Consider the following 13,519-nt stretch of genomic DNA (forward strand, 5'->3'; position numbering starts at 1 on the left):
CCGTGCTCAGGCCTTCTCGGCGACCAGACGGCGCACCGCCTCGACGGCCTCGTCCACGGCAGCCGGGTTGCTCCCGCCGCCCTGGGCGACGTCGTCCTTGCCGCCGCCTCCGCCGCCGAGGGTCTTGGCGGCGGTGCGGACCAACTCGCCGGCCTTGACGCCGCGTTCGCGGGCGGCCTCGTTGGTGGCGATGACGGTCAGCGGGCGGCCGCCTGCGACCGTGAACAGCGCGACGACAGCCGGGCGGCCGCCGCTGATGCGCTGCCGCACGTCGAGGACCAGCTTGCGCAGGTCGTCGGCGCCGGTGCCGTCCGGGACGGTGCCGGTGACCAGGGCGACGCCCTTGACGTCCTCGGCGGACTCGGCGAGCCCGGCGGCGGCCTGGAGCACCTTCTCGGCGCGGAACCGCTCGATCTCCTTCTCCGCCTCCCGCAGCTTGCTCAGCATGCCGGAGATCTTGTCGGGCAGCTCCTCGGGGCGGCCCTTGACCAACTCGGTGAGCTGGGAGACCACGGTGTGCTCACGGGCCAGGAACCTGTAGGCGTCGGCGCCGACCAGCGCCTCCACCCGGCGCACGCCGGAACCGATCGACGACTCACCGAGCAGCTTGACCAGGCCGAGCTGGGCGGTGTTGTGCACATGCGTGCCGCCGCACAGCTCCTTGGAGAAGTCGCCGATGGTGACGACGCGCACCCGATCGCCGTACTTCTCGCCGAACTCGGCGATGGCGCCCTGCTTCTTGGCCTCGGCCATGCTCATCACCTCGGCGGTGACGTCGAGTTCGCGGGCCAGCACCTCGTTGATCTTCTGCTCCACATCGGTGAGCACCGAGCCGGGTACGGCGGCCGGCGAGCCGAAGTCGAAGCGGAACCGGCCCGGGGAGTTCTCCGAACCGGCCTGGGCGGCGGTCGGGCCGAGAGCGTCGCGCAGCGCCTGGTGGGTGAGGTGGGTGGCGCTGTGGGCGCGGGCGATGGCGCGGCGGCGGGACAGGTCGATCGAGGCGTAGGCGCCCGCGCCCACGGTCACCTCGCCGACCTGGACGACGCCCTTGTGCACGGAGACACCGGGCACCGGCTGCTGGACGTCACGGACCTCGATCACGGCGCCGCCGTCGAGGCGGATCCGTCCGGTGTCCGCGAGCTGGCCGCCGCCTTCGGCGTAGAACGGGGTGCGGTCGAGTACGACCTCGACCTCGTCGCCCTCCACGGCGGCGGGCGACGGCACACCGTCGACCAGCAGACCGACGACGGTGGCCTCGCCCTCGTAGTCGGTGTAGCCGGTGAAGACGGTGGCCCCGGAGGTGTCGGCGACCTCGCGGTACGCGGACAGGTCGGCGTGGCCGGTCTTCTTGGCCTTGGCGTCGGCCTTGGCCCGCTCCCGCTGCTCCTTCATCAGGCGGCGGAAGCCCTCCTCGTCCACGGAAAGGCCCTGCTCGGCGGCCATCTCCAGGGTGAGGTCGATCGGGAAGCCCCAGGTGTCGTGCAGCAGGAAGGCCTTGTCACCGGGGAGCACGCCGCTGCCCGAGGCCTTGGTCTCGGTGACCGCGGTGTCGAGGATGTTGGTGCCCGCCTTGAGAGTCTTGAGGAAGGCGTTCTCCTCGGCGAGGGCGACGGTCTCGATGCGCTTGCGGTCCTCGGCCAGCTCCGGGTACTGCGGGCTCATGGCCTTGATGACGGTGTCGACGAGCTCGCCTACGGTCGGCTGGGCGGCGCCGAGCAGCCGCATGTTGCGGATGGCGCGGCGCATGATGCGGCGCAGCACGTAGCCGCGGCCCTCGTTGCCCGGGGTGACGCCGTCGCCGATGAGCATCACGGCGGTGCGGATATGGTCGGCGACCACACGCAGCGAGACGTCCGAGCTGTGGGCCGCGCCGTAGCGCACGCCGGTGAGCTCGGTGGCCTTGTCGATGATCATGCGCGAGGTGTCGATCTCGTACATGTTCCGCACGCCCTGCATGATCATCGCGAGGCGTTCCAGGCCGAGGCCGGTGTCGATGTTCTTGTTGGGCAGGTCACCGAGGATCGGGAAGTCGTCCTTGCCGGAGCCCTCCCCGCGCTCGTACTGCATGAAGACCAGGTTCCAGATCTCCACGTACCGCTCGTCGTTGACGGCCGGGCCGCCCTCGACGCCGAACTCCGGACCGCGGTCGTAGTTGATCTCCGAGCAGGGGCCGCAGGGGCCGGGCACGCCCATGGACCAGAAGTTGTCCTTCTTGCCCAGGCGCTGGATGCGCTCGGCCGGCACGCCGACGACGTCCCGCCAGATCTGCTCGGCCTCGTCGTCGTCCTGGTAGACGGTGATCCAGAGCTTCTCCGGCTCAAGCCCGTAGCCACCGTCCTCCTGGGAGGCGGTCAGCAGCTCCCAGGCGAGCTTGATGGCGCCTTCCTTGAAGTAGTCGCCGAACGAGAAGTTGCCACACATCTGGAAGAACGTGCCGTGCCGGGTGGTCTTGCCGACCTCTTCGATGTCCGGGGTGCGCACGCACTTCTGCACGCTGGTGGCGCGCGGGAACGGCGGCTTGACCTCACCGAGGAAGTAGGGCTTGAACGGGACCATGCCCGCGGGGACCAGCAGCAGCGTCGGGTCGTCCGCGATGAGCGACGCGGACGGCACTACCGTGTGCCCGCGCTCCTCGAAGAAGCGCAGCCAGCGCCTGCGGATTTCTGCCGACTCCATCAGTGGCCTTCTTTCTGCTTGTACCCGGGACGCACGTCCGGCGTGCGGGCGTCCGCCCGGTAGGCGATCTCCGGGCGTTGCCCGGGGAGTTCTGCGGGCGGGGCGTCCAGCCCCAGTAGGTTGTTCAGCTCCGATTCGCGCTCGGACATTCCGGCGCGGACGTCCTTGGCGAACTGCCGTGCCCGGCCGCCGAGTTCGATGGCCCGGTCGGCCGCTGTCGCGGCGAGGCTCTCGGGGGTCAGGCGGCGGGCGGCCCGGTGCACCTTGTTGGTCGCCCACACCCCGGCGGTGATTCCGGTGATGAACCAGAACAGGCGGCGGAACATCTCGTATCAGCCCTTCCCTCGGGTGCGGCGCAGCCCGCGACGGGCAGCCGGGACCGTGGTGCCGACGATGACGGCACGGCGTGCGGCGTCCCTCCTGGACCGCTTGCCGCCCTTGTCCTCCCGCGCCTGCAGGCCGACGGCACGGCGTACTCCGTAGCCGAACGCGGCCACCTTCACCAGTGGGCCGCCGAAGGTGGTGGCGACGGTGGAGGACAGGGCCGAGGCGTTGGCGGTGACCTCCTGGACGTCGGCGGTGATGTTGTCCACGCGGTCGAGCTGGGTGTGCGCGGACCGCACCGCCGCGGTCGCCTCACCGAGCAGCGGGACGGCCTGTTCGGTGACGTCGGCGACCAGCCGGGTGGCCTGCTTCAGCGTCTGCGCCAGCCTGACCAGCACAACGGCGAGAAAGGACACCAGGATCGCCCAGAAGACGGCCACGATGAGGCCGGCCACCTCTCCACCGGACACTGCTCCGCGCTCCTTCGGTTCACGTCGGTCGGCAGCCGCTCGCGGCGGGCGGGGCCGGACAGGTCCGGGAGGTCGGATGGGTTTCCGGTGGTCACACCTGGCACGGTCCGCCATGCTCGGGCGGCAGGATACCGACCCTATCGCGCCGGGGTCCGCTGTTCGTACCGCATTCCCGCGGGGCGGGCGCGTCGTGCTCGCCGTGGTACCGCCGCATCCCGGAAGCGCACCTGGAATTGCACGCTCCGCTCTCACCCAAGTACGCTCCGTGCCCCATGCGGAACGGTGCCCCGCCCAGCGACTCCGCTGACGACGATCCCCCGTCCGCTCCGCGCTCCGCGCCCGGCGGTCTGCCCGCCGAGCTGAACCGGCTGGTCGGCCGCGACGCCGAACTCGGCGCGCTGCTGTGGGCCCGGCTGTCGGTGTCTCACCGGGCAGTTCGGCCTGGACGCGGTGGAGTTCGTCTGCACGGGATCGGGGCTGCCGGCCGACGAGGTCTGGACACCATGGCCGCGCTGGTGGCGCAGTCCGTCGTCATCCGGGACGAGGCGGCTGACGGGGTGCGCTAACGGATGCCGGAGACGGTGCGGGAGTACGGCGCGGGGTGGCTGGAAGCGCTGGGTGACACCGAGCGGCTGCGACGGCGCCACCGGGACTGGTACCTGGGCCTGGCCACCTGGTGCGAGCTGGACTGGTTCAGCCCCCGGCAGGCCGAGGTGGCGGCGCGGGTCGACGGGAACCTGCGCAATCTGCGGGTGGCCCTGGAGTTCAGCCTGGAGTGCGCCGCGGACCCGCACATCGGCCAGTACCTGTACGCCCACCCGCCCTCACCACCCCGGTCACGGGTTCCCCGCCGGGGCCTGCCCGGCTGACGTCAGCCGGGTCGCGGCGAGTTCCACACCGCCGGCCCGCACCGTCGTGGTTGCCCACCGCGGCGGCGGTTCATTTTTTGGGGGGCCAGCCCCAACCCCCCGGGGACGCCAGGGACTTGGGGCTGGCCCCAACAACCATCCGCCGCCACCCCGCAACCTGCCGCCACCGAAGGCGGGGGCCCGGGGGCGTAGTCTCCGCGAAAGGAGCCGAAGTCCCCAGCCCACGCAGCGGTCGAGGGCCGCAGCCCCGTCGGGGGTCCCGGGGCGGAGCCCCCACCGGAGCCCGAAGTCCCCAGCCCACGCAGCGGTCGAGGGCCGCAGCCCCGTCGGGGGTCCCGGGGCGGAGCCCAAGCAGGGGTCGGGGGCGCGGCCCCCGTTGAGGGCCCGGGGCCGCAGCCCAAGCAGCGGTCGAGGGGCGCAGCCCCCGTTGGGGGGCCGGGGGCGCAGCCCCCGGTTAACAAGCGAACCCCTGCCCAGCTGAGCGCAGCTCAGCGGGCGTAGTACTCGACGACCAGCTGCTCGTCGCAGATAACCGGGATCTCCCGGCGGTTCGGGTCCCGGTCCAGGCGGAAGGCCAGCGCCTCCAGGTTGACCTCCAGGTACTTCGGGGTCTCGCCGTCACCGGCCCAGCCGCCCTCGCGAGCGACCAGGAACGGGGTCTTGGCACGCGAGCGCTCCCGTACCCGCACCACGTCGTCCGGGCGGACCCGGAAGGACGGGCGGTCCACCTTGCGGCCGTTGACCTCGATGTGGCCGTGCACCACCATCTGGCGGGCCTGGTAGATGGTGCGGGCGAGGCCCGAGCGCAGCACCAGCGCGTCCAGGCGGCGCTCCAGCTCGATGATCAGCGCGTCGCCGGTCTTGCCCTCGACCTTGCGGGCGCGGTCGTAGGCGCGGCGCATCTGCGTCTCGCTGATGTCGTACTGGGCGCGCAGCCGCTGCTTCTCCAGCAGCCGGACCTTGTAGTCACTGTTCTGCTTGCGGCCGCGACCGTGCTCACCCGGCGGGTAGGGGCGGGCCTCGAAGTACTTCACAGCCTTCGGGGTCAGCGCTATGCCAAGCGCGCGGGACTTCTTGACCTTGGGACGCGACTGGTTCACGTTCTCCAGACCTCCATGTAAGTTAGGTGAGGCTTACCTTAGCGGAGGAGATCGCATGAATCGACCCGGGAACCCCATGCCGCCCAGCACGGAGCACACCGCAGCGGCGGTGGTCGGTGAGGAGCATGGTCAGCCGCGTCCCGAAGAGGAAAACGCGCCCACGATGCCGACGGCAGCGGAGCGCATGCGAACTCTCGTCGAGGGTAACTCGTCCGCCGTCCTCGTCATTCCCGGCCTGGACGGCGCCGATCCGCTCAGCATGCTGCCGTCCGAGCGCTCGGTCACCGAAGAAGGCGACATCATCCTGCGGTTCCCGGCCGACTCGCCCGCGGTCCGTGCCGCCACGCACGCGGAGGACGACGAACTCGCCGCTGTGCTGGAGATCACGGACATCGCGCCGGTCGCGGTCTGCCACCGGGTCCGCGGTCGTGCCTGGATCGCGGGCTGGCTCACCCCGGCACCGGACGGCCGGCGGCCCGGACGACTACGGCTGGAGGTCGGCGAGGCCACAGTGGACGACCTGTGGGGCGCGGATCCGGTCGAGCCCGACGAGTTCGCCATCGCCAGGGCCGATCCGCTGGCCACCCACGAGGCCGAACTGCTGCAGCACCTCGCCGCCGCCCACGGTGGCCAACTCGGCTGGCTGTGCGCGCTGGTCGACGGGCGGGACGGACGCTGCGCGGCGCCGCGCGGCGCGGTTCCGGTGGCGCTCGACCGCTTCGGGCTGCGGGTGCGGTTCAGCGCGGACGACGGAGTCTTCGACGCGCGCTTCGACTTCCCCGCCCCGGTGGTCGACCACGGCGAACTACGGCGTGCGATGCACGCGCTGTTCGACAGCGCCCGGGACGCCGCCCAGCGGGAACACGGCGGGGCGTAGTCTGCCGATCATGTTCGTTGTCGATCTGACCTACACCGCACCGCTCGAGCGTGTCGACGCCGCGCTCGCCGATCACGTCGCCTGGCTGGAGAAGCAGTACGACACCGGGGCGGTCATCGCCTCCGGCCGCAAGGAGCCGCGGAACGGCGGCATCCTCATCGTGGTGGCCCCGGACCGGGCCGCCGTGGAAGCGCTCATCGCCACCGACCCCTTCTCGATCGAGGGCGTCGCCGAGTACCGCGTCACCGAGTTCATCGCCACCAAGACGGCGCCCGCCCTGGAGCGGTACCGGGAGCAACTACCCGGCTGACAAGGTCCGTTCACTCGCCCGACAGCCGGCCCCGGACGCGGTCCAGCACATCGGCGTAGCGAGCCTCCGCGCCGTAGCGGGTGGGCTCGTAGTAGCGCCTGCCGTGCACCTCGTCCGGGGCGTACTGCTGGGCGGCGATGGCGCCGGGCAGGTCGTGCGGGTACTGGTAGCCCGCGCCATGGCCGAGTTTGGTCGCGCCCTTGTAGTGGCTGTCGCGCAGATGCGGCGGAACCGGGCCCGCGAGTCCCTTGCGTACGTCGCTGAGTGCCGCGTCGATCGCCAGATACGCCGCGTTGGACTTCGGCGCGAGCGCGAGCGCGATGGTGGCCTGGGACAGGGTTATCCGGGCCTCGGGGAAGCCGATCATCTGCACCGCCTGGGCCGCGGCGACCGCCGTCTGCAGCGCCTGCGGGTCCGCCATGCCGATGTCCTCGCTCGCCGAGATCATCAGCCGCCGGGCGATGAACCGGGGGTCCTCACCCGCCTCGATCATGCGAGCCAGATAGTGCAGAGCGGCGTCCACATCGGATCCCCTGATCGACTTGATCAGAGCGCTGGCCACGTCGTAGTGCTGGTCACCGTCGCGGTCGTACTTCACCGCGGCGCGGTCCACGGCCGCTTCCAGGGTCTCCAGTGTGATCTCGGGCTCGCCCTTGGCCAGCGCAGAGCCCGCTCCCGCCTCCAGGGCGGTCAGCGCGCGCCGGGCATCCCCGCCGGCGATCCGCAGCAGATGCGCTTCGGAGTCCTTCGGGAGCGCGACGGCGTCCGCCAGACCGCGCGGATCGGCCAGCGCCCGGTGCAGCAGACCCCGTAGGTCGTCGTCGGTGAGCGCTTCCAGGGTGAGCAGCAGCGAGCGCGACAGCAGCGGCGAGATCACCGAGAAGTACGGGTTCTCGGTGGTGGCTGCGATCAGTGTCACCCAGCGGTTCTCCACCGCCGGGAGCAGCGAGTCCTGCTGGGCCTTGCTGAAGCGGTGGATCTCGTCGAGGAACAGCAGCGTTTCGCGTCCGTACGCACCGGACTCCCGCTTGGCGCTGTCGATGACGGCGCGGACCTCCTTGACGCCCGCGGTGATCGCCGACAATTCGACGAACCGCCGTTTCGTGGCACGGCTGACCACGTACGCCAGCGTGGTCTTGCCGGTGCCGGGCGGGCCCCACAGGATCACCGAGGCGGGACCGGCAGGGCCGCCGCTTCCCTCGCCGACGAGACGGCGCAGCGGCGAGCCGGTCTTCAGCAGATGCCGCTGGCCGACCACCTCGTCAAGGGTGCGCGGGCGCATCCGCACAGCGAGCGGGCTGCCACCCGGCTCCCTCTCCTGGCGTTCCTCTGCGGCAGCGGTGAACAGGTCCGGTTCCACGCGAAGAAGCCTATGGCACCCCTCTGACAACGCCGGGCCGCAGACCTAGAGCAGCGTGCTCCAGTACGACCACCAGCGGGTCAGGATCAGCATGACGATCACGCCGTACCAGAGCACCGGAACCGCCCAGTGGAACTCCAGCACCGCCCGCCGCACCCCGGCGGGCACCGGGATGACGCGGTGCTTGATGTTGTGCACGGCGGTGTACCAGAACGCCGCGATGGTCACCGCCCAGGCGAGCGAGCACCACAGGCACAGCGAACCGATGCTGTACAGCGACTCGTACTGCAGCCAGGTCACGAAGCCCACCCCGAACAGGGTGCCCGCCTGCAGGCCGAGCCAGAACCACGGGCGGTAGCGCGCCCCGGCCAGTACGCCCATCCCCACGCACATCATCACCGGGTAGGCGACCAAGCCGATCATCGGGTTCGGGAAGCCGAACACGGCCGCCTGCGCGCTCTTCATGATGTTGCCGCAGGAGATGATCGGGTTGAGGCTGCACCCGGGCACGAAGTTCGGGTTCTTCAGCAGCTCGAACTTGTCGATGGTGATCACCCAGGAGGCGAGCAGTCCCAGGGCGCCGCACACCACGAGCAACACGCTGAACGCCCGGCCCGCGCCGATGAGTCCCGCCGCTTCCTGCCGTTCGTCACTGCGTGTCTCGTCAAGCGCCGATGTCGTCATGTCGCCTTCTGTCGCCGTGTCCTGGTCTTGGCGGGCTTGCCTCTTCCAGCCTGCCTCATTCTGCACCAGAGGCGGCCAGCCGGGGCCAGGACCTGCGAGTGAGACGGTCAGCGCGGAATTGACGGACCGCTTCGGGTGCGGGGGACCGGACGGCGCATATCCGGTCCCCCGTGTTGTTACGTACGGGCCGGGGCGACGGTTCAGCCCGCCCGTCTCCCACCACCACCCTCAACGGAGACGCTACGCGCCGCAGCTCCTGACCAGCCCGTCTCCCACCACCACCCTCAACGGAGACGCTACGCGCCGCAGCTCCTGACCAGCCCGTCTCCCACCACCACCCTCAACGGAGACGCTACGCGCCACAGCCCTTCGCCAGCCGCTCGCGGATCGTGTCCACCAGTGCGTCGAGCGCCACCGGGGTCTGCTCACCGCTTTCCAGGTCCTTGAGCTGGACGGACCCCTCGGCGAGATCCCGCTCCCCCGCGACCAGCCCGAACCGGGCACCGGACCGGTTGGCCGACTTCATCGCGTTCTTCAGGCCCTTGCCGCCGTAGGCGAAGTCCGCCGCGACGCCCTGCCGACGCAGTTCGGTGACGACCGAGAACAGTGCGCGCCGTGCCTCCTCGCCCAGCGGCACCGCGAACACGTCGGTGTGCGAAGGGAGTTCGAGCTCCACACCCTCGGCCTTGAGCGCCAGTACGGTGCGGTCCACACCCAGCGCCCAGCCCACCGACGGAAGCTCCGGGCCGCCGATCATCTCCGACAGGCCGTCGTACCGGCCCCCGCCGCCGACCGCGGACTGCGAGCCGAGACCGTCGTGCACGAACTCGAAGGTGGTCCGGGTGTAGTAGTCCAGGCCGCGCACCAACTTGGGGTCGTCCTCGAACTCCACGCCCGCCGCGGTCAGCAACTCCCGCACCTGCTCGTGGTAGCTCTTGCACGACTCGCACAGGTGGTCGCGCATCATGGGGGCGCCGACCAACTGCTTCTGCACCGCCTCGCGCTTGTCGTCGAGCACCCGCAGCGGGTTGATCTCGACCCGCTGCCGGGTGTCCTCGTCGAGGTCGAGGCCGCGCAGGAAGTCCTGGAGCGCTGCCCGGTACACCGGCCGGCACTCCTTGTCGCCCAGCGAGTTGAGCAGCAGCCGGAAGTTCCGCAGGCCCAGCGAGCGGTAGGCGTCGACCGCGAGGATGATCAACTCGGCGTCGAGCGCCGGGTCCTCGGCGCCCAGCGCCTCGGCGCCGACCTGCGAGAAGTGCCGGTAGCGACCGGCCTGCGGACGCTCGTAGCGGTAGTACGAGCCGGAGTACCACAGCTTCACCGGCAGGGCGCCGCGGTGCAGGTTGGCCTGCAGCGCCGCGCGCAGCACGGACGCGGTGCCCTCGGGGCGCAGCGCCAGCTCGTCGCCGCCCTTGGTGGTGAGGGTGTACATCTCCTTGGTCACGATGTCGGTGGACTCACCCACACCGCGCGAGAAGAGTTCGACGGTCTCGAAGCCGGGGGTCTCGATATAGCCGTACCCGGCGCGCTTCAGCGGTGCGGCGATCGCCTCACGTACCGCAAGGAACACGGAGGAGTCCGGCGGAATCAGGTCGTACGTGCCCTTGGGGGCGGAAAAGGTACTCAACGGAAGAGTCGTCACAATCCTCGTCGCGGAGCCGTGGTGTCGGCTCCGAGGCCGCGGGCCACCTCGCGTAGGTACGGGTTGGCGGCGCGTTCGCGGCCGATGGTGGTCTGGGGGCCGTGGCCGGACAGCACCACGGTCGAGTCATCGAGCGGCAGGCACACACGGGCCAGCGACTCGAGGATCTCGGCGTGGGAGCCGCCGGGCAGGTCGGTGCGTCCGATGGAGCCGGCGAACAGCAGGTCGCCCGAGAAGAGCACCGGCGGGATCTCCGCGGTCTCGGGCAACCGGAAGGTCACCGACCCCTTGGTATGGCCGGGCGTATGCGAGACGGTCAGCTCCAGGCCCGCCAGGGTCAGCGCCGAGCCGTCGGTCAGCTCCCGTACGTCGTCCGGCTCCCCCACCGTCAGCTCGCCCATCAGCTGCTGTCCGATGGACCTGCCCAGGGCCTTCTCCGGGTCGCTCATCATGTAGCGGTCCTCGGGGTGGATCCAGGCGGGCACACCATGGGCGCCGCACACCGGAACGACGGAGGCGACATGGTCGAGATGGCCGTGGGTGAGGACAACGGCCACCGGCTTGAGCCGATGCTTGGCGATGGTCTCCTCGACACCGCGGGCCGCCTCGTGGCCCGGGTCGATGATCACGCACTCCTCACCGGCGGCGGGGGCGACCAGGTAGCAGTTGGTCCCCCAGGCCCCGGCGGGGAACCCGGCAATGAGCACGATCGTCCTTCTGTCGTCCGCGTCGGTCTACGCAGCAGGTTTCTGCAGACGACGAGCCTACCGGCGGCGGTACGAGACAAGCCAACCCGTATCGTCGCGGGTCGCCTACAGGTCCCGTATCGTCACGGCAGCAGACGAAGCGCCAACGGCAAGCGGCAACGGCATACCCGGGGAGAAGCAGAAGTGGTCAGCAAGGATCAGCGTCGGCGTCAACTCGCCCGCGACAAGTACTTGCGGCAGCAGGAACGTCGCACCCAGCAGCGCAGCAGGGCGCGCAAGCGCAACGCGGCGATCGCCGGCGTGGTCGCCGTGGTCGTGGCCGCGGGCGCCGCGGCGTGGGCGTCCACCGGTCTGGGCAGCGACAAGAAGACCACCGCCGACGCGGCCCCCACCTCCGCGTCGGCCGCGCCCACCAGCAAGGCGCCGGACCCGTGCGCCAAGCCCGCCGCGGGCTCCCCCGGCACCCAGCAGTGGAAGAGCGAGCCGTCGATGTCGATCGACACCAGCGCGTCCTACACCATGGATCTGGGCACCACCTGCGGTGACATCAGGCTGAAGCTGAACACCTCCGCCGCACCGCACACGGTCAACTCCTTCAAGTTCCTGGCCGACCAGGGCTTCTTCGACCACACCAAGTGCCACCGGCTCACCACCAGCGGCATCTATGTGCTCCAGTGCGGCGACCCCAAGGGCACCGGCCAGGGCGGCCCCGGCTACACCATCCCGGACGAGAACCTCAAGGACTCCGCGATCGCCAAGGGCACGTACCCGGCGGGCACGGTCGCGATGGCCAACACCGGCCAGCCGCACACCGGCGGCAGCCAGTTCTTCCTGGTCTACAAGGACAGTCCGTTGCCGGCCAGCTACACGCCGTTCGGCACCATCGACCCCGACGGCATGAAGGTGCTGCAGAAGATCGCGGCCGCGGGCGAGTCCACCGGCCAGGGCGACGGAGCACCGAACGCCACCGTGGTGATCAACAAGGCGACCGTCACGCAGTCGTGAATTCCGGTCGTGCGGGATGCGGACAGCCGGGGCGCCGTTCGCCTATGTTGGCGTTGTACAAGGTGGCGGTCGCTCTCCGGAGCGGCCGAGGACCGCACAGCGGGCGCCTGCGCCGACGGCTGCCGCCCTCGCGGAAACCGGATGCGGTCGGAACAACCATCAGCAGCACGTCGGAGCGGCCAGGGCGAGGCCCGGCCGGAGGAAACTGTGGACGATGCCCGTGCACCGCACAACGGGCCGGGCATCACGTGGAGGAGGCGCTGTGAGCAGCGACCCATGGGGACGCGTCGACGAGACGGGGACCGTGTACGTGCGGACGGCCGACGGTGAGCAGGTGGTCGGATCGTGGCAGGCGGGCTCTCCTGACGAGGCGCTTGCCTATTTCAAGCGCAAGTACGACGGGCTCGTCGTCGAGATCGGCCTCCTCGAACGCCGGGTGCGCACCACCGACCTGTCCGCCAAGGACGCGATGACCGCCATCGAGCACCTGCGGACGACGGTGTCCGAGGCGCACGCGGTCGGCGACCTCGACGCGCTCGCGAAGCGTCTCGACGCCCTCGTGGAGCAGGTCGAGTCGCGCCGTGAGGAGCGCAAGGTCGCCAAGGCCAAGGCGTCGGACGAGGCGAGGAGCGCCAAGGAGAACCTGGTCGCGGAGGCGGAGCAGCTCTCCACCAGCGAGCAGTGGCGTACCGCCGGTGAGCGGCTGCGCGCTCTGGTGGACACCTGGAAGGGCCTGCCGCGCCTGGACCGCAAGACCGACGACGAGCTGTGGCACCGGTTCAGCCACGCCCGCTCCGTCTTCTCCAAGCGCCGCAAGGCGCACTTCGCCTCGCTGGACGCGCAGCGCGAGGAGGCCAGGCAGGCGAAGGAGAAGCTGGTCCAGGAGGCGGAGGCACTGTCCGACTCCACCGACTGGGGTCCGACGGCCGCCCGCTATCGCGACCTGATGGCCGAGTGGAAGGCCGCGGGCCGGGCCCAGCGGGAGGCCGAGGACGATCTGTGGAACCGGTTCCGCGGCGCCCAGGACGTCTTCTTCGCGGCCCGCGCGGAGGTGTTCGCCGAGCGTGACTCCGAGCAGCGCGAAAACCTGGCGCTGAAGGAGGAGTTGGCGATCGAGGCGGAAAAGCTGCTGCCGGTGACCGACCTCAAGGCAGCGCGGGCCGCGTTCCGGTCGATCAACGAGCGCTGGGAGGCCATCGGTCATGTGCCGCGGGACGCCCGGCCGAAGATCGAGGCCCGGATGCACGCGGTGGAGCGAGCGATCCAGGACGCGGAGGAAGCGGAGTGGCGGCGCACCAACCCCGAGGCGCGGGCCCGCGCCGAGGGGCTGACCGGTCAGCTGCAGGCGGCCGTTGACAAGCTGGCCGCTCAGGCGCGGGCCGCGCGGGAGTCGGGGAACACCGCTCGCGCGGAGAAGTTGGAGAAGGAACTGGAGGGCCGGCAGGCCCTCCTGGACCAGGCCCTGAAGGGCCTTCAGGAGTTCGGCGGCTAGTCC

12 protein-coding genes and 1 pseudogene are annotated in these 13,519 nt (G+C 70.7%); 5 read left to right on the forward strand and 8 right to left on the reverse strand.

Features of this window, described 5'->3' with window-relative positions:
• Window positions 1-6: 6 nt before the first annotated feature.
• Genes alaS through P2L57_RS27010 form a run of 3 tightly spaced genes read right to left on the reverse strand, consistent with a single transcriptional unit; the run spans window position 7 to window position 3,470 of the window.
• Window positions 7-2,676 carry an alanine--tRNA ligase gene (gene alaS, locus P2L57_RS27000; protein WP_275818690.1) on the reverse strand — a complete coding sequence of 890 codons (2,670 nt, stop codon included), beginning with the start codon at window positions 2,674-2,676 and terminating at the stop codon, window positions 7-9.
• Complete coding sequence (locus tag P2L57_RS27005; RefSeq protein WP_275818691.1) at window positions 2,676-3,002, reverse strand: DUF6167 family protein; 327 nt, start codon at window positions 3,000-3,002, stop codon at window positions 2,676-2,678. The genes alaS and P2L57_RS27005 overlap by 1 nt, the downstream gene beginning before the upstream one ends.
• 6 nt (window positions 3,003-3,008) lie before the next feature.
• Window positions 3,009-3,470 (reverse strand): DUF948 domain-containing protein, encoded by a 462-nt coding sequence (locus P2L57_RS27010; RefSeq protein WP_275818692.1) that lies wholly within the window; start codon window positions 3,468-3,470, stop codon window positions 3,009-3,011.
• Window positions 3,471-3,868: 398 nt separating this feature from the next.
• Here P2L57_RS27010 and P2L57_RS27015 point away from each other — a divergent pair.
• Window positions 3,869-4,279 (forward strand): annotated as a pseudogene (locus P2L57_RS27015) (regulator); the annotation flags it as partial.
• Between the two features lie 548 nt (window positions 4,280-4,827).
• Here P2L57_RS27015 and rpsD read toward each other — a convergent pair.
• Complete coding sequence (rpsD, locus tag P2L57_RS27020; RefSeq protein WP_275818693.1) at window positions 4,828-5,439, reverse strand: 30S ribosomal protein S4; 612 nt, start codon at window positions 5,437-5,439, stop codon at window positions 4,828-4,830.
• A 163-nt stretch (window positions 5,440-5,602) separates the two neighbouring features.
• Between rpsD and P2L57_RS27025 the strand changes: the two genes are divergently transcribed.
• Together P2L57_RS27025 and P2L57_RS27030 are read left to right on the forward strand one after the other, a co-directional pair.
• Window positions 5,603-6,316 carry a DUF2470 domain-containing protein gene (locus P2L57_RS27025; RefSeq protein ID WP_275818759.1) on the forward strand — a complete coding sequence of 238 codons (714 nt, stop codon included), beginning with the start codon at window positions 5,603-5,605 and terminating at the stop codon, window positions 6,314-6,316.
• 10 nt (window positions 6,317-6,326) lie between these two features.
• Window positions 6,327-6,626 (forward strand): YciI family protein, encoded by a 300-nt coding sequence (locus tag P2L57_RS27030; protein ID WP_275818694.1) that lies wholly within the window; start codon window positions 6,327-6,329, stop codon window positions 6,624-6,626.
• 10 nt (window positions 6,627-6,636) lie between these two features.
• Here P2L57_RS27030 and P2L57_RS27035 read toward each other — a convergent pair whose 3' ends face one another.
• The 4 genes from P2L57_RS27035 to P2L57_RS27050 all read right to left on the reverse strand — a co-directional run bounded on the left by P2L57_RS27035 (window position 6,637) and on the right by P2L57_RS27050 (window position 11,019).
• Complete coding sequence (locus tag P2L57_RS27035; protein ID WP_275818695.1) at window positions 6,637-7,986, reverse strand: replication-associated recombination protein A; 1,350 nt, start codon at window positions 7,984-7,986, stop codon at window positions 6,637-6,639.
• A 45-nt stretch (window positions 7,987-8,031) separates the two neighbouring features.
• A complete protein-coding gene (locus P2L57_RS27040) occupies window positions 8,032-8,670 on the reverse strand; it encodes a vitamin K epoxide reductase family protein (protein ID WP_275818696.1) in 639 nt (212 codons plus the stop codon).
• A 352-nt stretch (window positions 8,671-9,022) separates the two neighbouring features.
• Entirely contained in the window at window positions 9,023-10,297 is a 1,275-nt protein-coding gene (hisS, locus tag P2L57_RS27045) for a histidine--tRNA ligase (protein WP_275818697.1), read from the reverse strand.
• 11 nt (window positions 10,298-10,308) lie between these two features.
• Window positions 10,309-11,019 carry an MBL fold metallo-hydrolase gene (locus tag P2L57_RS27050; protein WP_275818698.1) on the reverse strand — a complete coding sequence of 237 codons (711 nt, stop codon included), beginning with the start codon at window positions 11,017-11,019 and terminating at the stop codon, window positions 10,309-10,311.
• A gap of 183 nt (window positions 11,020-11,202) precedes the next feature.
• Here P2L57_RS27050 and P2L57_RS27055 point away from each other — a divergent pair, with 183 nt between their 5' ends.
• Together P2L57_RS27055 and P2L57_RS27060 are read left to right on the forward strand one after the other, a co-directional pair.
• Window positions 11,203-12,024, forward strand: a complete 822-nt coding sequence (locus tag P2L57_RS27055) for a peptidylprolyl isomerase (protein WP_275818699.1) — start codon at window positions 11,203-11,205, stop codon at window positions 12,022-12,024.
• Window positions 12,025-12,286: 262 nt separating this feature from the next.
• A complete protein-coding gene (locus tag P2L57_RS27060) occupies window positions 12,287-13,516 on the forward strand; it encodes a DUF349 domain-containing protein (protein WP_275818700.1) in 1,230 nt (409 codons plus the stop codon).
• Window positions 13,517-13,519 lie beyond the last annotated feature (3 nt).

Source organism: Streptantibioticus ferralitis, assembly GCF_029223525.1.
Lineage (GTDB): Bacteria > Actinomycetota > Actinomycetes > Streptomycetales > Streptomycetaceae > Streptantibioticus_A > Streptantibioticus_A ferralitis.